The organism is Microbacterium sp. CFBP9034 (genome assembly GCF_034045255.1).
In the GTDB taxonomy this organism is placed as follows: Bacteria; Actinomycetota; Actinomycetes; order Actinomycetales; family Microbacteriaceae; genus Microbacterium.
This window is the reverse complement of sequence record NZ_JAXCWC010000002.1, coordinates 371543-397707: the sequence shown is the minus strand read 5'-3', so window position 1 is coordinate 397707 and position 26165 is coordinate 371543. Positions and strand designations below refer to the sequence as shown.

Genomic DNA, 26165 nt, shown 5'->3' with positions numbered 1-26165 from the left:
CCCTCTGGGGTATATCCGCTTCAGCTTCAGAAAGGGCAGACGCCATGACTCAGTCCACCGAATACAAGGTCACCGGAATGAGCTGCGGCCACTGCGAGGCCTCGGTGCGCGGCGCGGTCTCGAAGATCGCCGGTGTCGAGGAGATCACCGTCGACGCCAAATCCGGACAGCTGATCGTCGGCTCGAGCGTCCCGCTCGCCGACGACGACGTCCTCGCCGCCGTCGATGAGGCGGGCTACGAGGCGGTGCGGATCTGATGGACTCCCCCGCAGTGTCGCCGGCCGGAGCGCGCATCGAACTCGAGATCGGCGGAATGACGTGCGCCTCGTGCGCCTCGCGCATCGAGAAACGGCTCAATCGGATGGACGGAGTCGCGGCATCCGTCAACTACGCCACCGAGAAGGCGACGGTCACCGCGCCGCACGACTTCGACCCGAACGAACTGATCGCGGAGGTCGAGAAGACCGGGTACACCGCGGCGCTCCCCCAGCCCCCGGCGCCGTCCGGCCATGAGCACGATCACGACCTGACCGACCACGAGCTGGTCGGACTCCGCCAGCGGCTCATCGGATCGGTCGTGCTCGGCATCCCGGTCATCCTCCTCGCGATGATCCCGGCGCTGCAGTTCACCTACTGGCAGTGGGCCTCTCTCGCCCTCGCCGCCCCCGTCGTCATCTGGGGGGCGTGGCCCTTCCACCGCGCCGCGTGGATCAACCTGCGCCACGGCGCGGCGACCATGGACACGCTGATCTCGCTCGGCGTCTCGGCGGCCTTCCTCTGGTCGCTGTACGCCCTGTTCTTCGGGCACGCCGGCATGCCCGGCATGACCCACGCCTTCGAGTGGTCGGTGCAGCCCGGCGACGGAGCGGGCGACATCTACCTCGAGGTCGCCGCCGGCGTGACGATGTTCGTGCTGGCCGGCCGCTACTTCGAGGTGCGCTCGAAGCGACGTGCCGGAGCCGCCCTCCGCGCCCTGCTCGAGATCGGGGCGAAGGATGTCGCCGTCCTCCGCACCGGCGCCGGTGGCGCGATCGTCGAGACGCGCGTCCCCGTCGCGGAGCTGCGGGTCGGCGAGGAGTTCGTGGTGCGGCCGGGCGAGAAGATCGCCACCGACGGGCTGGTGGTGTCGGGCACCTCGGCGGTGGACGCCTCGATGGTCACGGGCGAGTCGGTGCCCGTCGAGGTCGGTCAGGGTGACGGCGTCATCGGCGCCACGGTCAACGCCGGCGGCCGCCTCGTGGTCCGAGCGACCCGCGTGGGCGACGACACCCAGCTCGCCCAGATGGCGCGGCTGGTCGAAGAGGCCCAGTCGGGCAAGGCCGACGTGCAGCGCCTGGCCGACCGCATCTCCGGCATCTTCGTGCCGATCGTGCTCGTCATCGCGGTCGCCACACTGGTGACCTGGCTCGCCCTCGGCTTCGACCCGGCCATGGCGTTCACCGCAGCGGTCGCCGTCCTGATCATCGCCTGCCCGTGCGCCCTCGGACTCGCCACGCCCACCGCGCTCCTCGTCGGCACGGGGCGCGGCGCACAGCTCGGCATCCTCATCAAGGGTCCCGAGGTGCTGGAATCCACCCGCACCGTCGACACGATCGTGCTCGACAAGACCGGGACCGTCACCACGGGACGCATGGCGCTGGTCGACGCGATCACCGCCACGGGAACGTCGCGCGACGAGCTGCTCCGTCTCGCCGGCGCTCTCGAGCACGCTTCGGAGCACCCGATCGCCCGAGCGATCTCGCAGGCCGCGGTGGCCGAGACCGGCGACCTGCCCGTCGTCGAGTCGTTCCAGAACGTCCCCGGCAAGGGCGTGTCGGGGGTCGTCGACGGCCACGCCGTGATCGCCGGACGCGCCTCGCTCCTCGCCGACTGGGCGCTCCAGCTCCCCGCCGAGCTCGCCGTCGCGCAGGAGGCGGCCGAAGCGGCCGGACGCACGGCCGTGCTCGTCGCGTGGGACGGTGAGGCGCGTGGAGTGCTCGTCGTCGCCGATCAGGTCAAGCCGACCAGCGCCGAGGCCGTGACCCAGCTGCGCGCCCTCGGGCTGAAGACGGTGCTGCTGACGGGCGACAACACCGCGGTCGCACGCACCGTGGCACGCGAGGTCGGCATCGACCGCGTGATCGCCGAGGTCCTCCCCCAGGACAAGGTCGCCGTGATCAAGGACCTGCAGTCCGAGGGCCGCGTGGTCGCCATGGTCGGCGACGGCGTGAACGACGCCGCCGCCCTCGCGCAGGCCGATCTGGGGCTGGCGATGGGGACGGGAACGGATGCCGCGATCGAGGCATCCGACATCACCCTGGTGCGCGGCGACCTGCGCAGCGCCGCCGACGCCATCCGCCTGTCGCGGTCGACGCTCGGCACGATCAAGGTGAACCTGTTCTGGGCCTTCGCGTACAACGTCGCGGCGATCCCGCTGGCCGCCCTCGGCCTGCTCAATCCGATGATCGCAGGCGCGGCCATGGCGCTGTCCAGCGTCTTCGTCGTCGGCAACAGCCTGCGACTCCGGTCGTTCCGCAGCCGGGCGGGCGCGTCATCCGTCCCTGCCTCGGCGTCCGCACCCCGCGAGGCACTGGCCGCTCCGGCCGCCCCCGTGCACCACGAGCACCACTGACAGTGAGGACGATGGCATGACCGACACCCTGATCGACGCCGACCACAGCCACCACGGCTACATCACCGACAAGGACAAGTACCTCAACCGCCTCAAGCGGATCGAGGGCCAGGCCCGCGGCATCCACAAGATGGTCGAGGACGAGAAGTACTGCATCGACATCCTCACCCAGATCAGTGCCCTCACCAGTGCGCTCGAGGCGGTCGCGGTGGGCCTGCTCGACGACCACCTGCGTCACTGCGTCGTGGACGCGGCTCGGCTCGGCGGACCCGAGGCCGACGCGAAGATCACCGAGGCCACGCAGGCCATCGCCCGCCTGGTGCGCTGATCGTCAGGACGCCGCAGCGCTTGTGGCGTCGCGAGCGTCGGAGATTCGCGTCGACGTCGGAGGATTCCCCGCAGATCCTCCGACGTCCGCGTCATTCTCCGACGGGACGGGGGATCGAACGCCTCATCCGGTGACGGTCAGGACGCCGCCGCCACGTGCGCGCGGCGCGCGTGCACCAGCGAGTCGACGGTGAGGATGATCAGCGCCACCCAGACGAGCCCGAACCCGATCCAGCGCTCGAGGGGCATCGCCTCGCCGAGCAGCCAGACGCCGATGACGAACTGCAGGATCGGCGCCACGAACTGCAGCAGTCCGATGAGGGTGAGCGAGGCGCGGCGGGCGCCGGCGGCGAAGAACAGCAGCGGGACGGCGGTGACCGCGCCGACGAGGCTGATGAGCACGAGATGCCAGGGGCCGGACACCCCCATCGTGAGGCCCGTGGTCGCGTTCACGACGACGAGCAGCACGCCGGCGACCGGGACGAGCCACAGCGACTCGAGCGTGAGGCCGCTCACGGCGTCGACCACCGGCCCGACGCGCTTCTTGACGAGACCGTAGAGGCTGAACGTCGCCGCGAGCGTGAGCGCGATCCAGGGGAACGACCCGTACCCGACGATGATCACCAGCACCGCGAGGGCGGCGATGCCGATCGCGACCCACTGGGTCGGACGCAGCCGCTCCCGCAGCACGAGCACGGCGAGCAGCACCGTCGCGATGGGGTTGATGAAGTAGCCGAGGCTCGTCTCGACCACGTGCCCGGTGAGGGCGCCCAGCATGAAGACCTGCCAGTTGATGTAGATGAGGCCCCCCGCGAGCACGGTGAGCCACACCACCTTCGGCCGCTGGAAGATCGCCGCGAGGCGCGACCACGAGCGCGTGACAGTCAGGAGGAACGCGCAGAAGACGAGCGACAGCAGAATGCGCCAGGCGACGAGCTCGAACGGACCGGTGGGAGCGAGCGCCAGGAAGTACAGCGGCAGGAAGCCCCACAGCAGGTAGGCCGAGAACGCGTAGACCCCGCCGAGCGTCTGCTGGCGCGAGAGATCGGCTTCGCCGCCCGCCCGAGCGGATGCCGGAGGCAGCGCGATCCCGGCGGTCGATGTCGCCGCGGCGCCGAGGTCGGAGAGACCGGCGGAGGCCGGAGGGGAGGCAGGGGACACGTCGCGGCTCACCTTTCCAGCCTAGGAGAGGCAGCGGTCCTCACGGTCGAGGCAGCCTTCCGCGGCCATCGCCGGACTGCCGACCATGGCGTGATCTCTGCCACCGGACGCGAAGAGAGGGCCGGATGACGAAGCATCCGACCCTCTCTTCGCGGATTACGCGAAATCAGCGAACGACGACTGCGAGGACGTCGCGAGCCGACAGCACGAGGAACTCGTCTGCGCCGAACTTGACCTCGGTCCCGCCGTACTTGCTGTACAGCACGCGGTCGCCCACGGCGACGTCGAGCGGGACACGGTTGCCGTTGTCGTCGATGCGGCCGGGGCCGACGGCGACGACTTCACCCTCCTGGGGCTTCTCCTTGGCGGTGTCGGGGATGACGAGGCCACTCGCGGTGGTCTGCTCGGCCTCGACCTGCTTGATGACGATGCGGTCCTCGAGCGGCTTGATGGAAACCGACACGGTTTACCTCTTCTTTCTTGAGACTGAAGACTCGTTAGCACCCGCACACTGAGAGTGCTAACTCAAGTCTAGAGAAGCGCTGGCACTCATGCAACGTGAGTGCCAGCCACGTGACGCTCCGCGGCACGGCCGTAGGCTGGGCCGGTGGAGATGGCCGAGCTGACAGCACTGCTGACCCCCGAAGGGCTGCGTCTGCTGGACGCGCTCCCCGCGATGGAGTCGGCGGGCGACGTCGCCCGTACCGTCACGCGGCTGCGCAAGGACGGCCACGCGCCCGACCTCGTCGCGGCGGTCGTCACCCAGGCCAGACTGCGAGCCCGTGCGGTCACGAAGTTCGGCCCCTTCGCCGAACGGATGCTGTTCACCCGCGCCGGACTGGAGCAGGCCACCCGCCTGTCCATCGCGGGCCGCCACGCCGCCCGGTTCCGCGACGCCGGGCTCGCGCGGGTCGCCGATCTGGGCTGCGGGATCGGCGGCGACGCCCTCGGACTCGCGGGTCTGGGCCTCCAGGTCGCCGCGGTCGACGCCGACGAGCTCACGGCGGCGATCGCCGCGTACAACCTCGCGCCGTTCGGCGACGCGGTGACGGTGCGCCACGGCACGGCGGAGGACGCCGACCTGAGCGAGGTGGACGCGGTCTGGCTCGACCCCGCACGCCGCACGGCCGGGCACTCCGAGACCACACGGACGCGGCCGGAGGACTGGTCTCCGTCGCTCGACTGGGCGTTCTCTCTGGCGGAACGCCTGCCGACCGGGATCAAGCTCGGCCCGGGCCTCGACCGCGATCTCATCCCCGGAGACGTGGAGGCGCAATGGGTCAGCGCAGACGGCTCGACCGTCGAGCTCGTGCTGTGGTCGAGATCGCTGGCCCGCGACGGGGTGCGGCGGGCGGCACTCGTCATCCGGGGCGACGCGGCGCACGAACTGACTGCGCCGGCGGATGCCGAGGACGAGCCGGTGCGTGAGCTCGGGGCCTTCCTGCACGAGCCCGACGGCGCCGTCATCCGCGCACGGCTGATCGGTGAGGTGGCTCGGTCGCTCCAGGCGGGCATGCTCGACGAGCACATCGCGTACCTGACCTCGGACGCCGCCCTCACCAGCCCGTTCGTCTCGTCGTTCCGCGTGCAGGAGTCGATGCCGGCGAAGGTGCCGACCATCAACGCGGCACTGCGTGCGCGGGGGATAGGACGCCTGGAGATCAAGAAGCGCGGAGTCGACGTCGACCCGGCGCAGTTCCGACGCAAGCTCGTGCTCGGCGGGACCGAGGAGGCGACGCTGATCCTGACGCGCCTCGGCACGCGGCGGATCGCGATCCTGGCGGAACGCGTCAGCCGCTGACGGTGATCCGGCCCGCGGCGTAGAGGAGCCAGCCGGCGCTGTACAGCAGCGAGACCGCCCCCACGACGAGCGCCCAGACCGCGACGGCGCGGCTCTCGAGAGGGCGTCGCAGCGCGAGGATGGCCGAGACCACGCCCACGAGGCCGATGGGGAAGCCCCAGCCCACGAAGAGCGACACGGCGAGACCGGCGATGGAGAAGGCCAGCGCCCACCCCGCCAGACCGCGGTAGGGCTCCGCCGGCGCGGGCATGAGCCACTGCGCGGTCGGGGTGGGCGCCTCGTCCTCCGTGCCCGGCTCGGCGGGCGCGGACTGCGAGGTCACGGGGACCGGCGCCGTCGGAAGGCGGAGGAAGCCTCCGCGGTGCGCCCCCGGAAGAGGCGAGGGCTCGTCGGCGAGCGCGACATCGGGCGACGGCGGTTCGACGGCCGGCGACGGCGGCCCAGACGGGCGCGGATCGGGCAGCGGCGGCTGCGGCATCCGCTCGTCCTCGCTCATCCGGCCTCCTCGGCGACCTGGATCTCGGTCACGGGGAGAGTCGAGTCGGCGCCGAACGCGAGGGTCGACGGCGGGCGGCCCGACATGACGAGCTCGGAAGCCAGGGCGGCGATCATGGCGCCGTTGTCGGTGCAGAGGGACAGCGGGGGGATGCGCACCGTGACGCCCTCCGCCGCGGCCCGCTCGAGCGCCACCTCGCGCAGCCGACGGTTCGCGATGACACCGCCGCCGAGCAGCAGGCGCGGCACGCCGTGCTCGCGGCAGGCGGCGAGGGCCTTGGTGACGAGCACGTCGATCACGGCCTCGCGGAAGCTCGCGGCGACGTCGGCGACGGGCACGGGCTCGCCGGCCGCCTCGCGCTGCTCGACCCATCGGGCGACGGCGGTCTTGAGCCCCGAGAACGAGAAGTCGTAGCGGTGCGCGGCCATGTCGCTCGCGCGCGACAGCCCGCGCGGGAACGGGATGGCCTTCGGATCCCCCGCGGCCGCGGCACGGTCGATCTCGGGCCCGCCGGGGTAGGGCAGACCGAGCAGCCGCGCCACCTTGTCGAACGCCTCGCCGGCAGCATCGTCCATCGTCTCGCCCAGGAGCTCGACGTCGGTCGTGAGGTCGCGCACCAGGAGGAGCGACGTGTGGCCGCCCGACACCAGCAGGGCCACAGTGGGGTATTCGAGCGGGGGCGCATCCGGATCGAGGATGTCGGCGGCGATGTGCCCGACGAGGTGGTTGACCGCGTACAGCGGCGTGCCCAGTGACACCGCGAGAGCCTTGGCTGCGCCGACGCCCACCATGAGCGCGCCGGCGAGCCCGGGGCCGGACGTGACGGCGACGGCGTCGATGTCGGCGAGCGTGACTCCGGACTCGGCGAGCGCGGCCTCGATCGCCGGCTCCAGCGCCTCGAGGTGCGCGCGGGCGGCGATCTCGGGCACCACTCCGCCGTAGCGGGAGTGCTCGTCCATCGAGCTCGCGATGGTGTTCGACAGCAGCGTTCGACCGCGCACGATTCCGATCCCGGTCTCGTCGCAGCTCGTCTCGATGCCGAGGATCAGGGGGTCGGTCCGGTTCACGTGCACACTCCCGCGTCCTCGGGCGACGCCGACGCGTGCGCCGACCAGCCTCGGAGGTCGAGCTTCATGACCACGGCGTCCACGCCGTCGGGCTGGTAGTACCGTGCACGGCGGCCGACCTCGAGGAAGCCCTCCGACGCGTACAGCGCCTGGGCGACGGGGTTGTCGGCCCGGACCTCGAGGAACACCTGGCGCACGCCGCGCCGGGCCGCCTCACTCAGCAGCGCCGACAGCAGGGTGCGCCCGCGACCCCGGCCGCGCGAGGCCTCCGCGATGGCGATCGTCTGGATGTCGGCATCCGTCGCCCCGCGCACCGCGCGCAGGCCGGCATAGCCCACGATGCGCCCGGCCTCGTCGTCGACCACGTAGAACCCGTGCGCCGAGGCGAGCTCCTCGCGCATCATGGCGTCGGACCACGCATCGGTCGGGAACGAGGCGCGCTCGAGCGACATGATCGCACCGAGGTCATCGGTCGTCACGGCGCGCAGGCTCATGCGCCGACCTTCTTCGGACCCGCCGGCAGGGTCACATCGGGCGAGCGGAGATAGAGCGCCTCGGCCGGACCGATCTCCCGGCCCGACCACAGCCCCCGCGCCGCCACGATGGCGAGGAGCCCGGCGGGGATCCGGTCGGCATCCTGCCGGGCGATCCCCCCGGCCTGCAGCAGTGCGTCGAGCTCGTCCCGAGGGGAGAGAGCCGGTTCGGCCTGACGGATGGGGAGCCCGTCGTCGTCGAGTCCCCGGTACACGGTGAAGGCGAACTCACGGCGACGCGCGTCGGTCACGACCGCGAACGGCCGATCGTCACCCTCGTCGAAGCCGCCGGTCAGCGAGTCGTGGAGGAGCAGCTCCAGCGCCACGGCATCGTGGCTCACGACGGGAAGCACCGGGATGCCGCGACCCAGCGCGAAGGTCCGCGCGGCGGCGATCCCGACCCGCAGCCCCGTGAAGGGTCCGGGACCCATGCCCGCAGCGACATGCGTGATGTCGGCGGGAGTGACGGATGCCTCGGCCAGCGCCCGCTCGATCAGGATGCCGATCACCTCGGCGTGGCCACGGGGGTCGCTGCTCTCGACCTGCGACCGCACGACCCCATCCGGTTCGACGACCGCGACGGCGGAGCCGAGAGAGGTGTCGATGCCGAGGATCACCCTCCCAGGGTAGTCGCGCGACGGTGTCGGGCGGTCTGGGACCGGGGGCGGACCGCTCTGTGAGGACCCTCAGGGGTGGCGGGAGACGGTGACCAGCCGGGGGGTGTCGGCGTCGAGCGCCTCGGTCGCGCGCGAGTACGTGCCGCACGCGGTGTCGACGCCGCGTCCGTGCCACTCGCGCTCGAGCTCGATCTCCCACCAGTGATCGCGGAGCCCGTCCACCATGCCCCGACCCCACTCCACGACCACCGCGGACGCCTCGAAGTCGATGTCGAGGTCGTCGAGCTCGGCCGGAGACCCGAGCCGGTACGCGTCGACGTGCACGAGCGGCGTCCCCCCGACGAGCGAGGGGTGCGTGCGGGCGATGACGAACGTCGGGCTCTGGACCGGACCGCGCACGCCGAGCCCGCCCGCGATGCCCCGGGTGAGGGTGGTCTTCCCGGCGCCGAGCGGACCGGTGAGCACCACGAGGTCCCCGGGGCGCAGCATCCGGCCGATCTGCTCTCCGAGCGCCTCCATGTCGTGCGGCGAGCCGATCTCGCGAGCGCCGACGAGGCTGTCGAGTCCTTCGAGCGTGTCCACGTCCGGGTCAACGCCCGACTCGTCGCGAGGCTTCCCGCTCATGCCGGGACCTCGTGGCGCGGCACGCGCCGGCCGATGCGCGTGACGATCTCGTAGTTGATGGTCCCCGCAGCGTCGCCCCACTCGCCCGCGGCCGGGGCGCCGAGCGTCGGGTCGCCGAACAGCACGACCTCGTCGCCGACCGCCACCGGGTGGTCGCCGACGTCGACGACGAACTGATCCATCGCGATGCGCCCCGACACGGTGAACCGCCGACCGCCGATGACCACGGGGCCGGCACCGGAGGCCTGGCGGGGCACGCCGTCGGCGTAGCCCAGGGGAACGAGCGCGAGCGTGGAGTCGGCGTCCGCGCGATAGTCGTAGCCGTACGAGACGCCCTGACCCGCCGGCACGCGGCGGACGGCGGCGACCGCGGCGCGCAGCGTCATGGCGGGCCGCAGACCCAGGTCGGACGAGCTGCGGTCGTCGAAGGGCGACAGACCGTAGATGCCGATCCCGATCCGCACGCAGCCGAGCCGCGTCTCGGGCAGCGCGATCGCGGCGTGGGTCGCCGCGAGATGGCGCAGCGGCGGTGCGAGACCGAGCGAGGCGGCGACGGCCACGCCCTCCTCGAACGCGCGCAGCGCCGCGAGGTCGTCCTCCGCCGAGGCGTTGGAGAGGTGGCTGAAGAGGGCGATGACGCGCACGCGGCCGATCCGCTCCAGGCGGGCGGCCTCGGCGAAGACGATGCGCTGATCGGCCGGGGCGATGCCGTTGCGCGACAGCCCCGTCTCGAGCTTGAGATGCACGGCGACGGGCCGCTCGCCGGATGCCGCGGCCGCAGCCTGCAGCAGCTGATCGAGGCTCGAGATGCCCAGCTCGATGCCGAGCGAAGCCGCCTCCGCGAACGAGGCGCCGGGAGCGTGGAGCCACGCGACGATCGGGGCGTCGATCCCGGCCCTCCGCAGGGCGATCGCCTCGCCGATGTCGGCCACGCCGAGCCGGGACGCGCCGCCGGCGAGCGCCGCGACCGCGGACCGCACGGCACCGTGGCCGTAGCCGTCGGCCTTGACCACGGCGATCACCTCGGAGCCGGTGAGACGCCGCAAGTGGCGGACGTTGTCCTCGATCGCGGCGACGTCGATGGTCGCCTCGCGCATCGCGCCCGCAGGGAGCCCGCTCACCGAGGCTCCCCCGTCAGGGGCGAGTCCGACGCCTCGGCGATGACGTACGCCGTGGCGAACCCGGCGTCATGCGACATAGACAGATGGATGGCGCTGATCCCCCGCGCCGCGACCACCTCGGCCGTCGATCCGCACAGCGTGAACCAGGGGCGGCCGGATGCCTCGGGCGTGATCTCGATCTCGGTCCAGTGGACGCCGTCCGAGCCGCCGAGCGCCTTGATGAGCGCTTCCTTCGCGGCATACCGCGCGGCGAGCGAGCGCGGTTTGAGAGTCCGCTCGGCGGGTGAGAAGAGCCGCTCCAGCAGACGCGGCGTGCGCTCGAGCGTGCGCTCGAAGCGGGGGATGTCGACGAGGTCGACGCCGATCCCGACGATCACGAAGCTCTCCCGTCACGCCGCCAGGTCCGTGAGCCCGTCATGGGCGCGGCATCCGCCACCCTACTCGCGGGCACCGGCTCTACTCGACCGTCACCGACTTGGCGAGGTTGCGGGGCTGATCGACGTCGAGACCCTTCGCCGTCGCCAGGCCCATCGCGAAGATATGCAGCGGGACCACGGCGAGGAGCGGCTCGAACAGGGGTCCGGCGAGAGGGATGCGCAGCACCTGGTCGGCCTTCGGCAGCACCGCGGCATCGCCCTCCTCGGCGATCGCGATGACGCGCGCGCCGCGCGCGCGGATCTCCTCGATGCTGGAGACGACCTTCTTGTGCATCTCGGCGGACTTGCTCGGCGACGGCACGATCACGAACACCGGCTGGCCCGGCTCGATGAGCGCGATGGGTCCGTGCTTCAGCTCGCCGGCGGCGAAGCCCTCGGCGTGGATGTACGCGAGCTCCTTGAGCTTGAGGGCGCCCTCGAGCGCGATCGGGTACCCCACGTGGCGACCGAGGAAGAGCACGGATCGGGTGTCGGCCATCCAGCCGGCGAACTGCTCGATGCGGGGCTGCTCGCGCTCGAGGATCTGCGAGATCTTGCCGGGGATGGCCTCGAGCTCGGCGACGTGCGCGGCCGACTGCTCGGCCGAGACGGTGCCCCGCACCCGGCCGATGTGGAGGGCCATGAGGTAGAGCGCGGTGATCTGGGCGACGAACGCCTTGGTCGATGCCACCGCGACCTCGGGACCCGCGTGGGTGTAGACGATCGCGTCGGACTCGCGGGGGATCGTCGCGCCCTGGGTGTTGCAGATGGACAGCGTGCGGGCGCCGCGCTCACGGGCGTACTTGACGGCCATGAGCGTGTCCATCGTCTCGCCCGACTGGCTGATCGAGACGACGAGCGTGTCGGCGCCGATCACCGGGTCGCGGTACCGGAATTCGTGGGCGAGCTCCACGTCGACGGGGACGCGGGTCCACTGCTCGATGGCGTACTTGCCGACCTGGCCGGCGTATGCCGCGGTGCCGCACGCGATGATGACGATGCGGGAGATGCCGGCGAACAGCTCGTCCATGCCGTCGAGCTCGGGGATGACGACCTCGCCGTCGCGGATGCGTCCGCGCAGGGTGTTCGCGACGGCCTCGGGCTCTTCCGAGACCTCCTTGGCCATGAACGAGGACCAGCCGCCCTTGTCGGCGGCCGAGGCATCCCACGTCACTTCGAAGGGCTCGACCTCGACCGCGTTGCCGGCGAAGTCGATGACCTCGACGCCCGACGGCGTGATCGTGACGATCTGGTCCTGGCCGATCGCAAGCGCGTTGCGCGTGTGCTCGACGAAGGCGGCGACGTCGGAGCCGAGGAAGTTCTCGCCCTCGCCCAGGCCGATGACGAGCGGCGAGTTGCGGCGGGCTCCCACCACGACACCCGGCTGATCCTGGTGCATCGCGAGGAGGGTGAAGGCACCCTCCAGGCGCGACACGACGGCGCGGAACGCCTCGACGAGGTCGCCCTTGGCGCGGTACTCGCGACCGAGGAGCACGGCGGCCACCTCGGTGTCGGTCTCGCTCAGGAACGTGTAGCCGTCGGCGAGCAGCTCTTCCTTGAGCTCGGAGAAGTTCTCGATGATGCCGTTGTGGATGACGGCGAGCTTGTCGTCGTCGGCCAGGTGCGGGTGCGCGTTGTCGTCGGTCGGCGCCCCGTGGGTCGCCCACCGGGTGTGGCCGATGCCGGTCGTGCCGTCCGCCAGGGGCGTCGAGACGAGGTCATCGCGGAGGACGGCGAGCTTGCCGGCGCGCTTGCGCATCTCCAGATCGCCGGCGCCGTCGATGACGGCGATCCCGGCCGAGTCGTATCCGCGGTACTCGAGCCGCGCCAGGCCGGCGAGAAGGATGGCCTGGCTCTGCCGCGGGCCCACGTATCCGACGATTCCACACATGCCTCCAATGGTAGGCGCGGGGTTATGCACGGAGCCTGAACGAAAGCCGATTGCCTGATCAGGGCGGGTTACAGCGTCGGCCCACCGGATTCAGGAAACGCGCCGCAGCGCCGCGTCCGGCGAGCTCGATCAGCGGCGTGTCTCCTGAATCTGTGACGCGCAGCCTGGCTGGCAGTGGTCGAGCGGCGTCAGAGCTTGCGGAGGAGGACGCGTTCCACCTTGTGGTCTGCGGCCTTCTGCAGCACGAGGCTCGCCCGATGCCGCGTCGGCAGCACGTTCTCCATGAGGTTGGGCAGGTTGATGTCGTTCCAGTAGCCGAGCGCGGTCTTCACGGCCTCTTCGTCGCTGAGGTGCGAGAACACGTTGAAGAACGAGCTGGGGTTGGCGAACGCGCCTGACTTGAGCGCCATGAACCGGTCGACGTACCACTGCGTGATGTGGGCCGGGTCGGCGTCGACGTACACGGAGAAGTCGAACAGGTCGCTCACGGCCACCTCACGGGGGGCGGGCGGCGGCTGCAGGACGTTGAGCCCCTCGACGATCACGACATCGGGCCGGCGCACCGTGGTGTGGGCGTCGGGGACGATGTCGTAGCGCATGTGCGAGTAGAACGGGGCCCGGACCTCGGGGGCGCCGCTCTTGACCTCGGTGAGGAATGAGACGAGGGCTCGGCGGTCGTACGACTCGGGGAACCCCTTGCGATCCATGATCCCGCGCCGCTCGAGCTCGGCGTTCGGGTAGAGGAAGCCGTCGGTGGTCACGAGCTCCACCCGCGGGGTGTCGGGCCAGCGACTCATGAGCTCGCGCAGCAGGCGGGCGATCGTGGACTTCCCCACGGCCACCGAGCCGGCGACGGCGACCACGAACGGCGTCGTGGAGTCGGCATCCCCGAGGAACGCGCTCGTCTCGGCGCCGAGCCGCTTGGTCGACTTCGCGTACAGCGACAGCAGCCGGGACAGCGGCAGGTACACCTGCGAGACCTCGTCCATGTCGAGCCGGTCACCGAGACCCCTGATCTGCACGATCTCCGTCTCGGACAGCGGCTGCGCCATCCCGGCGGCCAGCCGCGCCCAGTCATCGCGGTCGATCTCTCGGTAGAGCGAGAGAGACGGAGACAGGAGGGCGGCGTCGTCTGCGGACATCCCGATCATCGTATCGGGTGGCGGATGCCTCGGCCCCGCGGCCGGCTCCGCGCACGGAGACGGCCCGTCCCCCGGAGGGAACGGGCCGTCCGCAGACCGACCGGTTTCAGTCGGCGGTGCTGTGCCCGTGGTCGGGGTGGAGACCGCCGCCGCCGCCTGCCCACGTGCCCTCGGCCCCTGCGGGCTCGGACGGCAGCACAAGGCCGCCTGGCACGTCGACGCCGACGACGCCGTTGACCAGTTCGGTCGAGTACGCGTACGCGAGCACGGCCAGCGCGATGGCGTCGGAGTTGATCTCGAGCGCCTCCAGGCTGAGGTTGTCGATGTCGTCGCACGCCTGGTGGTAGCACGGGTCGAGCCACTCGCCGGCCTCGCCGCCCCAGATCTCGGCCTGCTCCGGCGTCTTCTCGTCCTCGGCGCCCGTGAAGAGGCCACCTGCCGGAATGCCGGCGAGGATGAACGCCTCATAGTCGCTGCGTCCACTGAACTCGGCGTCGTCATACGGCTGCCCGATGCTGGTGAAGTAGCGCTCGAACAGATCCTCGATCTCGATCGAGCCTTCCGGCACCACGACCGGCGCTTCGAAGGTCGACTCGTCACCGTCGTACACCATGTAGATGAAGTTCGGCGAGGCGATCATGTCGAAGTTCAGGTACAGCGCGATGCGGTCCTTCTCCGCCTGGGTGAGTCCGTCGACATAGGCCTGCGATCCGACGAGGCCGACCTCCTCGGCCGCCCACCATGCGAGTCGCACCGTGTTCTGCGGCTTGACCTTCGACATGTTCTGGGCGAGCTCCAGCAGCGCCGCAGATCCGGAGCCGTTGTCGTTGATGCCCGGACCCGCCGGAACCGAGTCGAGGTGCGCGCCGGCCATCACCACGTTGTCGGCGTTGCGGCCCGGCAGCTCGGCGATGACGTTCCGCTGCGGGTGGTTCTCGATGAACATGGAGACCGTGGCGGTCGAGCCGGGCTGTGCGAGCGCCGAGCCGGACGCGAACGACGTGTTCACCACGGGGATGTCGAGCGCGGTCGGGTTCATACCGATCAGCGTCACGTTCGTGATCACACCCGAGCGCTCCGGGGTGTTGCCCTGGTTCATGATGACCACGGCTTCGGCGCCGGCGTTCTGCGCGTTGCGCGCCTTGACGCCGAACTCGCAGACGCCGCGCTGCACGAGAGCGATGTCGGCCGTGCCCGAGAAGTCGAGCCCCGCGAAGTCGGCGACCTCGCAGCCGCTGGTGCTGGCCGCCGGGTTCGCGATCGCGAGATCGACGGGGATGACCTTGCCCGTGACCGTGCCCTCGGCCGATCCCTCGCTGAAGAAGCCCGCTGCGTGCGTGGTGTTCTGTGGCGTCAGCTGCTGGATCGTCGGGACGGGAACGAGATAGTCGAACTCGTCGATGGACACCTCCCAGCCGGCAGCCTCGAGGGTCTCGACGACGTAGTCGACGCTCGCGTCGTATCCGGACGTGTCCGCTGCGCGGTTGCCGCCGTTGGCTTCGGCGATGTCCTGGAACGCCTGCAGGTGCTCCAGAGTGCCGCCCGCCGAAACGCATTCGAGCAGCTTGTCGATCGTGTTGTTGTTCCGGCTGTCGCATTTGGCGGCGGGTGCTGCCGTCGCCGCGGTCGCAGGCGCGATCGCGAGCGCCAGCGCCGTCGCCCCGGCCGCCGCGAGCGCAAGTGCGCTCCGGGCGGTGATGCGGGATCGATTCATGTTCTCTCCTTCACGAGGGCGCTCCTCGTCGAGCGCCGTGCGCGCGGGCCTCCCCCTGAGGGGTCCGTGCGCGGGGACGGATGCCGGGTCGGCATCCTGCGCTGAGGCTAGACGGCGACCCCGGTCGGCGGTAGGGGGTGGCGCGAGTTCTCATTCGGCGCTCATACTGTGCGTCGACACGTGCCGACGCCGGGCCGGGAGCACCGGTACTGTCGAGCCGTGCGCCTGGGAGTCCTCGACATCGGTTCGAACACCGTCCACCTGCTCGTCGCCGACGTCAGGCCGGGAGGACGACCCCTCGCCGCCACCAGCCAGCGGACCGTGCTGCGGCTCATGCGCTACCTCGATGCCGACGGGGCGATCACTCCCGAGGGCGTGAAGGCCCTCGTCGACGCGGTGACCGAGGCGCGCAGGGTGGCGGCATCCGAGAGGGTCGACGAGCTGCTCGCGACCGCGACGTCGGCCGTGCGCGAGGCGGCGAACGGACCGGAGGTGATCGCGCTCATCGAGGACGCCCTGGGGCAGCCGCTCCAGGTCCTCGGCGGCGAGACCGAGGCTCGGTACACCTTCCTTGCGGTCCGTCGATGGTTCGGCTGGGCCGCAGGCCAGATCCTGCTGTTCGACATCGGCGGGGGCTCGCTCGAGATCGCGGCCGGAGCGGACGAACTGCCGGAGGCCGCGGCATCCGTCCCCCTCGGCGCCGGGCGGATGACGATCCAGTTCCTGCCCGACGACCCGCCGGGCGAGCGCGCCGTGGAGAAGCTGCGCGACCACGCGCGGGCGACGCTCGCTCCGATCGCGAAGCAGTTCGGCGCGCTCGACCGTCCCGACCACGTCGTCGGGTCGTCCAAGGCCATTCGATCGCTCGCGAAGCTCGTCGGGTATCCGGTGCCGGGCTGGTCGGGGATCGAGCGGATGCTGCTTCCCCGCGCCTCACTGAGCTCGTGGATCCCGCGCCTGGCCCGCATCCCGGCGTCGGCGCGGCAGGAGCTGCCCGGCATCACGCCCGACCGCACGTTCCAGATCGTCGCGGGTGCCGTCGTGCTGCATGAGGCGATGCGCGCCCTCGACGTCGACGAGCTCGAGGTCTCGCCGTGGGCGCTGCGCGAGGGAGTGCTGCTGCGCTACATCGAGTCGCTGCAGTGGAGCGCCGCCTCCGCGTGAGTTGTGCGCGGACGTTTACGTCTGCATGCCCCGTGCGTAACACCCCCGTCGAACGGCGCTGTTAGCGTCGCCGTCACGGAAGGGCGACGTCGCTTGGGAAGACGTCGCCCTTCCGTTCGCGGCGGCAGGGTCGTCGCGAATCGTCTACTGCTGCTGGGAGCACGTATGAAGATCCGCACGCCTCTGTCCATCGCTGCCGTCACGCTGGCGATCACCGCCGGAGGCCTGGTGGCCGCACCGGCATTCGCCGAGGGCGAGGCCATCACCGGTTCGGCGACCGTGACCCTCGACTTCTCCGTCGCCGGCCAGATCGACGTCACCGTGACGGGCCACAACACCTCGGCGGTCCCTGCCTACGGCTCGGCCGTGATCTCCGCTCCCGACGGTGCCGCGTACCTGTTCGGTCCGCGGCTGTACCAGGCAGGCGAGATCTGGACGTACGAGAAGACGCTCCTCGGCTACTCGTGCGCGGACCTCGGCCGCACGACGGCGATCGCCTACGGCGCCTCAACGACCACCCTCGCAGTACCCGAGTGGACGAGCGGCGTCGTCTCGCATCCCGATCCTCGCGTGATCGTGATCGGCTGTGTGACCGCGACGCCCACGCCGGTGACTCAGACGCCCACGCCGACCGTGCCGCCGGCACCGCCGACCCCCACGGTCACCGTCACGCCGGCGCCTGCCGCCGAGACGCCGACGCCGTCGACGTCTGCGACACCGGCGCCCGCCGCCGTTGTCGGCTCGGAGGGGACGGGTTCGGCCGACCCTCTGGCGAACGGAGAGCTTCCCGCCACGGGCTCCGAGACGGAGTGGCTCTTCGCCCTGGGCGTCGGCGCGCTCATCGCCGTGATGGCCGGATCGATGATCGTGATGAGCCGGCGCCGGGCCTGAACGACGGCGGGTGCGTCACGGCCGGACGCACCCGCCTCGGACTATGCCGAGGCGCGCGTCTGCTCCCAGGCCGCAGTCAACCGGAGCGGGCTGCGATGCCCCTAGAGCGCCAGGCGCTCCCGCACCACCGCGGCGAGCCGCTCGGCGTGCTCGCGCGCGTCTTCGGCGGACGCCGCCTCGACCATCACGCGGACCAGCTGCTCGGTGCCCGAGGGGCGCAGCAGCACGCGTCCGGAGTCCCCGAGCTGCGCTGCCGCCGCGGCCACGGCATCCGACACGCCCTCGTCGCTGTTCGCGCGCGAACGGTCGACGTCCGTGACGTTCAGAAGCACCTGCGGATACACCGTCATGATCGATGCGAGCTCGCTGAGGGGCTTCTTCTGCCGGGCCATCTCGCCCACGAGGTGGAGGCCCGTGAGCAGCCCGTCGCCGGTGGTCGCGAATTCGCTCATGATGACGTGACCGGACTGCTCGCCGCCGAGCGAGAAGCCGCCCTCGTTCATGCGCTCGAGGACATAGCGGTCGCCGACGGCGGTCTGCTCGACGTGGATGCCGTGATCGGCCATCGCCCGGTGCAGCCCGAGGTTGCTCATGACCGTGGCGACGAGCGTGTCCTTGACCAGGTGGCCGCGCTCCTTCATCGCCACCGCGATGATCGCCATGATCTGGTCGCCGTCGACGATGCGTCCGTCGGCGTCGACGGCGAGGCAGCGGTCGGCGTCGCCGTCATGCGCGATGCCCACGTCGGCACCGTGCGCGAGGACGGCCTCGGCGAGCTTGTCGAGGTGCGTCGAGCCGACCCCGTCGTTGATGTTGAGGCCGTCGGGATCGGCGCCGATGACGGTCACCCGGGCGCCCGCGTCGCGGAACGTCTCGGGAGAGACTCCGGATGCCGCGCCGTGAGCGCAGTCGAGCACGACGTGGATGCCGTCGAGCCGGTTCTGGAGCGAGGCCAGGAGGTGCACGACGTACCGGTCCTCGGCGTCGGCGAAGCGCCGGATCCGCCCGACGGCCGCGCCGGTGGGCTGGAGCTTCGGGCCCGCCATGGCCTCTTCGATGCGCTTCTCGACGACGTCGGGGAGCTTGACGCCGCCCCGCGCGAAGATCTTGATCCCGTTGTCGGGAGCGGGGTTGTGGGATGCCGACACCATGACGCCGAAGTCGGCGTCCATGTCGGCGATCAGGTACGCGGTCGCGGGCGTGGGCAGCACGCCGGCGTCGTACACATCGACGCCAGACGAGGCCAGACCGGCCTCGACGGCCGCGGAGAGGAACTCTCCCGAGACGCGCGGGTCACGCGCGACGACGGCGGAGAGACGCTTGCCGGCGGCGCGACGCGCCTCGGCGGTACGGCCCTGGCCCAGGACGACGGCGGTCGCCTGGGCCAGGGACAGTGCGAGATCGGCGGTGAGGGGGCCGTTGGCCAGCCCCCGCACCCCGTCCGTGCCGAACAATGGCATCGGATCGAGCTCGGTTTAGCGCTTCGAGTACTGAGGCGCCTTGCGGGCCTTCTTGAGACCGGCCTTCTTGCGCTCGATGACGCGGGCGTCGCGCGAGAGGAAGCCGGCCTTCTTGAGGGTCGGGCGGTTGTTCTCTTCGTCGATCTGGTTCAGCGCACGGGCGATGCCGAGGCGGAGCGCGCCGGCCTGGCCCGAGGGGCCACCACCCGAGATGCGGACGATGACGTCGTACGCGCCGGTGAGGTTGAGCACCGTGAACGGGTCGGTGATCAGCTGCTGGTGCAGCTTGTTCGGGAAGTAGTCCTCGAACTCACGACCGTTGACGGTGATGGTGCCGGAGCCCGGGATCAGACGCACGCGGGCGATGGCCTGCTTGCGACGACCGACGGCTGCGCCGGGAACCGAGAGCACGGGACGCTCGACGACGGCTGCCGTCTCGTCGGCCGGGGTCTCGGTCGAGTAGTTGGATTCGGTGGTTTCTTCGATGTTCGCCACGAGTATGTCCTTAAATCTGTACGGCGCTTACTGGGCGACCTGGTCGAGGGTGAACGTCTTGGGCTGCTGCGCGGCGTGGGGGTGCTCGGCGCCGCGGTAGACCTTGAGCTTCGACAGCTGCTGGGCACCCAGGCTGTTCTTGGGGAGCATCCCGCGGATCGCCTTCTCGACGGCGCGCTCCGGGTTCTTGGTGAGGAACTCGTCGTACGTGATCGACTTCAGGCCGCCCGGGTAGCCGGAGTGGCGGTAGGCCTTCTTCTTCTCGAGCTTCTGCCCGGTCAGAGCGACCTTCTCCGCGTTGATGATGATGACGAAGTCACCGACGTCGACGTGGTTCGCGAAGGTGGGCTTGTGCTTGCCGCGGAGGAGGACCGCGGCCTGCGAGGCGAGGCGACCGAGAACGACGTCGGTCGCGTCGATGACCAGCCACTCGCGCTGGATCTCGCCAGGCTTGGGGGTGTAAGTGCGCGTCACAATAGTGCTGCTTTCTTGATTCGAACGGAGAGGTTCGTGAATCCCACTCCGGGGTGGTTCCCCTGCCGAAAGCAGAAGGAACACGCCAGTGGAGGGCTCACGTTCGTGATGCCGGGTCAGCAGAGCCGGACACCAAAGATCGAGTCTACGGCATTCGGATGCCGCGTCCAAACGCGCGAGCAGCGAGACCCGCACCACGCCCGCAACAGCTCCGTCGCCCGGCGTTCACGCGAACGAAACGCCCTGTCGGTAGCGTCCCACCCATGGCCCGAGGCGCCGCCCGCAGACTCCGTGATTCCGTCGTTCAGCGCGCCCTCGGCTGGGAGGTCTGGGCCCGCCGATCCGGCGTCACCATCGGCTCCGGATGCCGCATCCTCTCGAACGTCGCGACGTCCGAACCGTGGCTCGTCTCCATCGGAGACCGGGTCACCGTCAGCAGCCGGGTGACGCTGATCACGCACGACGGGTCGGGCTGGCTGTGCAAGGACGAGCGCGGCCGGCGCTATCGGTACGCCCCGGTGCGCATCGGGTCGGATGTGTTCATCGGCGCCGGAGCCACGATCATGCCCGGTGTCGAGATCGGAGATCGCGTCGTCGTGGGCGCGGGATCGGTCGTCACCCGATCGGTGCCCAGCGAGACGATCGTCGCGGGGGTCCCGGCCCGTGCCGTCTCGACGTGGGACGAGTTCATGGACCGCGTCCGCGGATGGAGATCAGCCGACGACATGCAGGGGCAGACGTACCGCGAGCGCGTCGACTCGATCGTCAGCCCGCTGCTTCCGATGGTTCCCGGCGCGATGGAATCAACTCGGTCCCGTTGAGACGGCCCGTGCGCCCCGAGGCTCGGGGCGCCGAGGCATCCGCTCTCACAGGGGACGGCCCCCGGCCGGCTTTTGGGGAGGGAGCGCCTGGGGGAGCGCCCGACCGGGGACCTGTCCTGGTGCGCGCCGTTGCGACAATCCGAACCTAGGGCGCTCGGCTCCCGGCACCGTCACGAGCGTGTAAACGATGCGTGAAGCTCGGTGGCACCACGGAACGCCCGGCCCTGGATGTTCTCGCGCCGGGGGCGAGTCGCAAACCATCCGTAACTGTCCGGAAACCTCCGCGCGCTAGCGTCGGGCGTCTACGGACCGAACGAAGTGGTGACCGGTCCTCCATCGTCACGGAATGAGGCGAGATGGCAGCGCCAACGGTCACCAAGTCCAGAGTCACGAGCTTCGACGTGTCGAGAGGCTTCGCGATCACCTTCATGGTGATCGGCCACTCCGTCGTCGCGGTCTCGAACGGGCCCCTCGGCGAACACCCCTTCTTCTCGGTGTTCAACGACGTGTTCCACACCGTCCGGATGCCGCTGTTCTTCTTCCTCGCCGGGGTCTTCCTCATCCAGACGCTGCAGAAGCTCGGCTACCGCGGCTGGGTGGTCGACAAGGCGCAGTATCTGCTCTATCCCTGGCTGATCTGGTCGCTCTTCCCCGGCCTGCTCGAAGTCGCGCTGTACAGCGCCGGCATCGGCGCGCACATCACGGTGCCCGAGGTCATCTACGGCATCGTCTGGGATCCGAGGTTCTGGTACCTGCCGGCGCTCTTCGTCTCGTTCGTCGTCGTCGGGGGCGCGTACCGGCTGAGCCGGGGCTGGAGATGGTGGTGGGTCGCCGCGCTCGGCGCCATCCTGCTGCTGAACGTCGTCACGTATCTTCCGTGGTGGCCGCCGCTGCTGCACGTGCACCCCTTCACCGTCTACATGCTCGCCGGCGTCGTCCTGTACAAGGCGGCCCGCATGCTCGCGAACATGCCGCGCCTGCACGCACTCGGGCTCATGGTCGCCGCCGGAGCGGCCTTCGGCCTCGGCGTGTGGCTGCTCTGGCCGACCGGCCAGGTGGCCGACATGGGGACGCTCCCGTTCACCGTCTGCGCCATTCTCGGCGTCATCGCCCTGCTCGCCGCAGGACGGAGCATCGACGGCTTCCCCATCGGCCGGGCGATCGAGAAGCTCGGCACCTGGAGCCTGGTGATCTACGTCGCCCATGCGCTGCCGATGAGCGTCGTCCGCATCCTCATGATGAAGGCCGGCGTCACCGACTACACCGCACTCGTCCTGATCCCCGCGGCCTTCGGGGTGGCGGTGCCCGCACTGCTCGGCTGGATCATGGATCGCGGCCACGTCCGCTGGCTCGTCACCATGCCCGGCTATCGCCGCACAAAGAACACCCGACTGCCATGACCCCCTCGGTCGACAGAGAGAAGCACCAATGACGCACGGCATCCAGGAAGTCGTCGGCCGGGGCATGTGCGTCGGCTGCGGCTCCTGCAGCGCGCGCACGTCCGGCGCCATCCCCGTGACCATCGGGCGCTACGGCGTCTACCAGGCGTCGCTCGAGGGCGCGAGCGCGACCGACCTGGCCGCCGGATCACGTGTCTGCCCGTTCTCGGACGATTCCAAGAACGAGGACGAGCTCGCCGACTCGCGCTTCGCGCACCTCCCCCATGACGAGCGCGTCGGACGCTTCCACAGCATCTTCGCCGGCCGCCTCACCGACGACTCGCGGCTCATGGGGAGCAGCTCCGGCGGGATGACCTCCTTCCTGCTCGCGGAGCTGCTGCGCACCGGCCGCGTCGACGGCGTCGTACACGTCGGACGCGGCGACGACGATGCGATGTTCGAGTACATGGTGTCGACCACCCCCGAGCAGATCATCGAGAACCGCAAGTCCGCGTACTACGCCACCACGATCGCCGACATCGTCGAGCGGATCAGCGGCGACGGCCGCCGCTACGCCGTGGTCGGGGTCCCGTGCTTCGTGCGGGCCTTCCGCCTGCTCGCCGACGAGCTTCCCGCCCTTTCGGAGCAGCTGAGCCTGTACGTCGGGCTCGTCTGCGGGCACCTGAAGAGCAAGTTCTTCGCCGAGTCGCTCGCCTGGCAGGCGGGCGTGGCGCCCGACGACCTCGAGTCGATCGACTTCCGCGTCAAGAACCCGACGCGCCGCTCGTCCGACTACGACTACGCGGCCACCGCGAAAGCGCACAGCGAGCCCGCCGTGCGCGCCACCAAGAGCGCCATCGACGGCAGCTGGGGCTACGGCGCCTTCCAGCCCGAGGCCTGCAACTTCTGCGACGACATCTTCGCCGAGACGGCCGACGTGGTCTTCGCGGACGCCTGGCTCCCCCAGTACCTCGACGACTGGTCCGGGACCAACATCGTGCTGGTCCGGGATGCCGAGATCCGCGCGCTGTTCGACGCCGCGCGCGAGCGCGGGGAGATCACGATCGACGAGCTGACGGCCGACGACGCGGCGCGCTCGCAGGGCGGCAACTTCCGCCACCGCCGGGTGGGCCTCCGGGTGCGCCTCGCGGACGACATCAAGGCAGGGCTGAGCGTGCCGCGCAAGCGCGTGGAGCCGGGATACGACGGCGTGCCGCGCAAGCGCCTCGCGCTGATCCGCCAGCGCCGGAAGATGTCGGCGCTGTCACTGGAGACCTTCGCACGGGCGCGCGACGCAGGCAGGCTCTCGGTCTACACGACGCCGATGCGGCGAGCGATCCGCCGGTACGTCGTGCTCGACGGCTACGCGCGCGGGCTCGTCCCGCTTGCACGGGCCGTCGCGAAGGTGCTGCGCGGCAAGGCCTGAGCCCATGGCGTGGACGGCGGCTCTCACACGCCGGCGAGTCCGGGCGCTGAGCTGGACACTCGCCGGGGCGTTCACCGCGACGGTCGCACTCGCGGTCCTCGGGTACCCGCTGTACGTCGCGCCCCCGGTCGACGAGGTCACCGACGCCGACCTCATCTACGTCATCGGCCCGCCGAAGCCCGAACGCATCGCCGTCGAGCGAGCGCTGCGCGAGGGCGGCGTGGCCGACCTCTCCCTCTACTCCGTGGGGCTTCTCGGCATCTACACCGCCGACACCCTCGAGGTCTGCGATGAACCGGACGTGTTCTGCGTCCATCCCCGGCCCTTCACCACGAAGGGCGAGATCGCGTACCTCGAGGGCTTCGCGGAGGACCACGACGTCGAGCGCACCATCGTGCTCACATTCACGCCGCACGTGCTGCGCACGCGCTACATCCTCGACAAGTGCTACGACGGAGACGCCACCGTCATGGCGGTCGAGCAGGAGCTGAATCTGGGCGACTGGATCTACCAGTACGCCTATCAGTCCACCGCCCTCGTGAAGGCGTGGGCCACCCCGTGCGCCGAGCTGCGCACCGACTGAGGGCGGACCGGAAGTCGTCGCACAGGCGTTACGCGGACGACACCGCCGCGGAACGCCCCCCGCCTAGCCTGACGACATGCCGCACCACCACACGCTTCCGCGACGCCTGTCCACCGCCCTCGTCGCGACGACGGTCGCGGCCGTGCTCGCGCTGTCGGGCTGCACGGGCCAGCCACAGCCCCAGCCGACGAACGCGGGCGGGCTGACCGAGTCGAATCTGACCTACCGCGAAGTCGACGGCGAGAAGCTCGGCATGGACGCCTGCCTCCCCGCCGACGGCGACGGCGCCGCACCGGCGGTCATCCTCCTCCACGGCGGCGGATTCGTAGAGGGCAACCGCTCGAGCAGCGGCATGGACGACCTCTGCGTCTGGTTCGCCGAGCACGGCTACGCGGCGTTCCCCACCAGCTACCGGCTGGTCCCGGACTACACCTACCCCAGTCAGGTGGAGGACGTCGCCGCCGCTGTTCAGTACTTGCGGGACCCCGCCCAGGTGGAGGAGCTGGGCATCGACCCCGCTCGGATCGGAGTTCTCGGCTCGTCGGCCGGTGCGATCATCGCCCTGCAGGCCGCGATGGCAGGCGAGGGCGCGCTCGACCAGGGCTCTCGCCTCGGCGCCGTCGTCTCGCTGTCGGGCGTGGCGGATATGAGCGAGGACGCCGTCGACCTGGGTGAGCCGTCCCCCGAGGCGGTCTCGCTGATGCTGGCGTACCTCGGATGCCGCGCCATCACCTCCTGCGAGGGTGAGGCGGCGTCCCCGCTGACGCAGACAGACCCCACCGATCCGCCGGCACTGCTCGTCGCGTCGCAGCACGATCTCGTGCCCGTCGAGCAGGCGGAAGTCCTCGACTCCGCGCTGACCGCCGAAGGCGTCCCGCACGAGCTGATCGTGCTGCTCGGCAGCGGCCATGGCAGTCAGCTGCTGACCGAGAAGGTGCGCGGGTCGATCCTGACCTTCCTGTCCGACCACCTCTGACGCCGTCGCAATCCTGCTTGTCACTCGGCCGAAATCCCCCCTTCATCCGGCCTGGGTAGCGTCGGGGACATGACGAAAACCTCCATCAAGGCAGTGATCCCCGCGGCCGGCCTCGGCACGCGATTCCTCCCGGCGACGAAGGCGATGCCCAAAGAGATGCTCCCCGTGGTCGACAAGCCCGCGATCCAGTACGTCGTGGAAGAAGCGGTCGACGCAGGCATCGACGACATCCTCGTCATCATCGGACGGAACAAGAACGCGCTCGCCAACCACTTCGACCGCGTCACCGAGCTCGAGCACACGCTGGAGCAGAAGGGGGATGCCGCGAAGCTGGCGCGCGTCATGCACTCGAGCTCGCTCGCCGACATCCACTTCGTGCGGCAGGGAGATCCGAAGGGCCTCGGTCACGCGGTCCTGCGGGCCCGGAAGCACGTGGGCAACGAGACGTTCGCCGTCATGCTCGGCGACGACCTCATCGACGCACGCGACCCGCTGCTGTCGCGCATGATCGAGGTGTCGACGAGCCGCTCCGCCACCGTGGTCGCACTGATGGAGGTGGATCCGTCGCAGATCCATCTCTACGGCTGCGCCGATGTGGACCGCACGGACGAGTCGGACGTGGTGCGGATCAAGGCGCTCGTGGAGAAGCCGTCGGCCGAGGATGCCCCCAGCAACCTGGCGGTGATCGGCCGCTACGTCCTCAAGCCGGAGATCTTCGACGTGCTCGAGAACACCGCGCCCGGCAAGGGCGGCGAGATCCAGCTGACGGACGCGCTCGAGGAGCTGGCGGCGGACGAGGACATCGCGGGCCCCGTGCTCGGCGTCGTCTTCACCGGCCGGCGCTACGACACCGGCGACCGCCTGGACTACCTCAAGTCCAGCATCCAGCTCGCGCTCGACCGCGACGACCTCGGCCCCGAGCTCGCAGCCTGGATCAAGGAAGTCGCCCCCACCCTGGCCTGACCGCACATCGAG

27 protein-coding genes are annotated in these 26165 nt (G+C 70.5%); 12 read left to right on the top strand and 15 right to left on the bottom strand.

Features of this window, described 5'->3' with window-relative positions:
- Positions 1-44 precede the first annotated feature (44 nt).
- From SOM19_RS13070 to SOM19_RS13060, 3 genes are read left to right on the top strand one after another with little or no spacing between them, the layout of a single operon-like run.
- The gene (locus SOM19_RS13070) at positions 45-257 is read left to right on the top strand and encodes a heavy-metal-associated domain-containing protein (RefSeq protein WP_320487036.1); all 213 of its coding nucleotides are present in this window, start codon (positions 45-47) and stop codon (positions 255-257) included.
- Positions 257-2611, top strand: coding sequence for a heavy metal translocating P-type ATPase (locus SOM19_RS13065; protein WP_320487035.1), 2355 nt, complete (start codon positions 257-259; stop codon positions 2609-2611). Before SOM19_RS13070 ends, SOM19_RS13065 begins: the two co-directional genes overlap by 1 nt.
- 16 nt (positions 2612-2627) lie before the next feature.
- Complete coding sequence (locus tag SOM19_RS13060) at positions 2628-2939, top strand: metal-sensitive transcriptional regulator (RefSeq protein WP_320487034.1); 312 nt, start codon at positions 2628-2630, stop codon at positions 2937-2939.
- 137 nt (positions 2940-3076) lie between these two features.
- Here SOM19_RS13060 and rarD read toward each other — a convergent pair whose 3' ends face one another.
- Together rarD and groES are read right to left on the bottom strand one after the other, a co-directional pair.
- Positions 3077-4021: an EamA family transporter RarD gene (rarD, locus tag SOM19_RS13055; protein WP_320487734.1), complete on the bottom strand. Its 945-nt coding sequence runs from the start codon at positions 4019-4021 to the stop codon at positions 3077-3079.
- Positions 4022-4265: 244 nt separating this feature from the next.
- Positions 4266-4562: a co-chaperone GroES gene (gene groES, locus SOM19_RS13050; RefSeq protein WP_017203655.1), complete on the bottom strand. Its 297-nt coding sequence runs from the start codon at positions 4560-4562 to the stop codon at positions 4266-4268.
- Between the two features lie 144 nt (positions 4563-4706).
- Here groES and SOM19_RS13045 point away from each other — a divergent pair, with 144 nt between their 5' ends.
- Complete coding sequence (locus SOM19_RS13045; RefSeq protein WP_320487033.1) at positions 4707-5900, top strand: class I SAM-dependent methyltransferase; 1194 nt, start codon at positions 4707-4709, stop codon at positions 5898-5900.
- Here SOM19_RS13045 and SOM19_RS13040 read toward each other — a convergent pair.
- From SOM19_RS13040 to SOM19_RS12995, 10 genes are all read right to left on the bottom strand, one after another.
- Positions 5890-6396 carry a hypothetical protein gene (locus SOM19_RS13040; RefSeq protein WP_320487032.1) on the bottom strand — a complete coding sequence of 169 codons (507 nt, stop codon included), beginning with the start codon at positions 6394-6396 and terminating at the stop codon, positions 5890-5892. The genes SOM19_RS13045 and SOM19_RS13040 overlap by 11 nt on opposite strands.
- On the bottom strand, positions 6393-7469 hold the full coding sequence (gene tsaD, locus SOM19_RS13035; protein ID WP_414683653.1) for a tRNA (adenosine(37)-N6)-threonylcarbamoyltransferase complex transferase subunit TsaD: 1077 nt from the start codon (positions 7467-7469) through the stop codon (positions 6393-6395). The genes SOM19_RS13040 and tsaD overlap by 4 nt, the downstream gene beginning before the upstream one ends.
- The gene (gene rimI, locus SOM19_RS13030; RefSeq protein WP_320487030.1) at positions 7460-7957 is read right to left on the bottom strand and encodes a ribosomal protein S18-alanine N-acetyltransferase; all 498 of its coding nucleotides are present in this window, start codon (positions 7955-7957) and stop codon (positions 7460-7462) included. Before rimI ends, tsaD begins: the two co-directional genes overlap by 10 nt.
- Positions 7954-8613 carry a tRNA (adenosine(37)-N6)-threonylcarbamoyltransferase complex dimerization subunit type 1 TsaB gene (tsaB, locus tag SOM19_RS13025; RefSeq protein WP_320487029.1) on the bottom strand — a complete coding sequence of 220 codons (660 nt, stop codon included), beginning with the start codon at positions 8611-8613 and terminating at the stop codon, positions 7954-7956. The genes rimI and tsaB overlap by 4 nt, the downstream gene beginning before the upstream one ends.
- A gap of 69 nt (positions 8614-8682) precedes the next feature.
- Complete coding sequence (gene tsaE, locus SOM19_RS13020) at positions 8683-9237, bottom strand: tRNA (adenosine(37)-N6)-threonylcarbamoyltransferase complex ATPase subunit type 1 TsaE (protein ID WP_320487028.1); 555 nt, start codon at positions 9235-9237, stop codon at positions 8683-8685.
- Entirely contained in the window at positions 9234-10358 is a 1125-nt protein-coding gene (gene alr / locus SOM19_RS13015; RefSeq protein ID WP_320487027.1) for an alanine racemase, read from the bottom strand. Before alr ends, tsaE begins: the two co-directional genes overlap by 4 nt.
- The gene (locus SOM19_RS13010; RefSeq protein ID WP_320487026.1) at positions 10355-10735 is read right to left on the bottom strand and encodes a holo-ACP synthase; all 381 of its coding nucleotides are present in this window, start codon (positions 10733-10735) and stop codon (positions 10355-10357) included. Before SOM19_RS13010 ends, alr begins: the two co-directional genes overlap by 4 nt.
- A gap of 79 nt (positions 10736-10814) precedes the next feature.
- On the bottom strand, positions 10815-12665 hold the full coding sequence (gene glmS, locus SOM19_RS13005) for a glutamine--fructose-6-phosphate transaminase (isomerizing) (RefSeq protein ID WP_320487025.1): 1851 nt from the start codon (positions 12663-12665) through the stop codon (positions 10815-10817).
- A 188-nt stretch (positions 12666-12853) separates the two neighbouring features.
- Positions 12854-13816, bottom strand: a complete 963-nt coding sequence (coaA, locus tag SOM19_RS13000; protein ID WP_414683652.1) for a type I pantothenate kinase — start codon at positions 13814-13816, stop codon at positions 12854-12856.
- A gap of 97 nt (positions 13817-13913) precedes the next feature.
- Complete coding sequence (locus tag SOM19_RS12995) at positions 13914-15521, bottom strand: M28 family metallopeptidase (protein WP_320487023.1); 1608 nt, start codon at positions 15519-15521, stop codon at positions 13914-13916.
- A 219-nt stretch (positions 15522-15740) separates the two neighbouring features.
- Here SOM19_RS12995 and SOM19_RS12990 point away from each other — a divergent pair, with 219 nt between their 5' ends.
- Together SOM19_RS12990 and SOM19_RS12985 are read left to right on the top strand one after the other, a co-directional pair.
- Complete coding sequence (locus SOM19_RS12990) at positions 15741-16685, top strand: Ppx/GppA phosphatase family protein (RefSeq protein WP_320487022.1); 945 nt, start codon at positions 15741-15743, stop codon at positions 16683-16685.
- 165 nt (positions 16686-16850) lie between these two features.
- Positions 16851-17576, top strand: a complete 726-nt coding sequence (locus tag SOM19_RS12985) for an LPXTG cell wall anchor domain-containing protein (protein WP_320487021.1) — start codon at positions 16851-16853, stop codon at positions 17574-17576.
- A gap of 101 nt (positions 17577-17677) precedes the next feature.
- Here SOM19_RS12985 and glmM read toward each other — a convergent pair whose 3' ends face one another.
- From glmM to rplM, 3 genes are read right to left on the bottom strand one after another with little or no spacing between them, the layout of a single operon-like run.
- Positions 17678-19036 carry a phosphoglucosamine mutase gene (gene glmM / locus SOM19_RS12980; protein WP_320487020.1) on the bottom strand — a complete coding sequence of 453 codons (1359 nt, stop codon included), beginning with the start codon at positions 19034-19036 and terminating at the stop codon, positions 17678-17680.
- Between the two features lie 15 nt (positions 19037-19051).
- A complete protein-coding gene (rpsI, locus tag SOM19_RS12975; RefSeq protein ID WP_320487019.1) occupies positions 19052-19531 on the bottom strand; it encodes a 30S ribosomal protein S9 in 480 nt (159 codons plus the stop codon).
- A 27-nt stretch (positions 19532-19558) separates the two neighbouring features.
- Positions 19559-20005, bottom strand: coding sequence for a 50S ribosomal protein L13 (gene rplM / locus SOM19_RS12970; RefSeq protein ID WP_320487018.1), 447 nt, complete (start codon positions 20003-20005; stop codon positions 19559-19561).
- A gap of 263 nt (positions 20006-20268) precedes the next feature.
- On the opposite strand from rplM, the gene SOM19_RS12965 reads away from it, so the two are divergent.
- From SOM19_RS12965 to galU, 6 genes are all read left to right on the top strand, one after another.
- A complete protein-coding gene (locus tag SOM19_RS12965; RefSeq protein ID WP_320487017.1) occupies positions 20269-20826 on the top strand; it encodes an acyltransferase in 558 nt (185 codons plus the stop codon).
- A 356-nt stretch (positions 20827-21182) separates the two neighbouring features.
- A complete protein-coding gene (locus SOM19_RS12960; protein WP_320487016.1) occupies positions 21183-22226 on the top strand; it encodes an acyltransferase family protein in 1044 nt (347 codons plus the stop codon).
- A 28-nt stretch (positions 22227-22254) separates the two neighbouring features.
- Complete coding sequence (locus SOM19_RS12955) at positions 22255-23631, top strand: Coenzyme F420 hydrogenase/dehydrogenase, beta subunit C-terminal domain (protein WP_320487015.1); 1377 nt, start codon at positions 22255-22257, stop codon at positions 23629-23631.
- Between the two features lie 4 nt (positions 23632-23635).
- On the top strand, positions 23636-24214 hold the full coding sequence (locus SOM19_RS12950; protein WP_320487014.1) for a hypothetical protein: 579 nt from the start codon (positions 23636-23638) through the stop codon (positions 24212-24214).
- Positions 24215-24290: 76 nt separating this feature from the next.
- Entirely contained in the window at positions 24291-25190 is a 900-nt protein-coding gene (locus tag SOM19_RS12945; RefSeq protein WP_320487013.1) for an alpha/beta hydrolase, read from the top strand.
- A gap of 69 nt (positions 25191-25259) precedes the next feature.
- On the top strand, positions 25260-26153 hold the full coding sequence (gene galU, locus SOM19_RS12940) for a UTP--glucose-1-phosphate uridylyltransferase GalU (protein WP_320487012.1): 894 nt from the start codon (positions 25260-25262) through the stop codon (positions 26151-26153).
- Positions 26154-26165 lie beyond the last annotated feature (12 nt).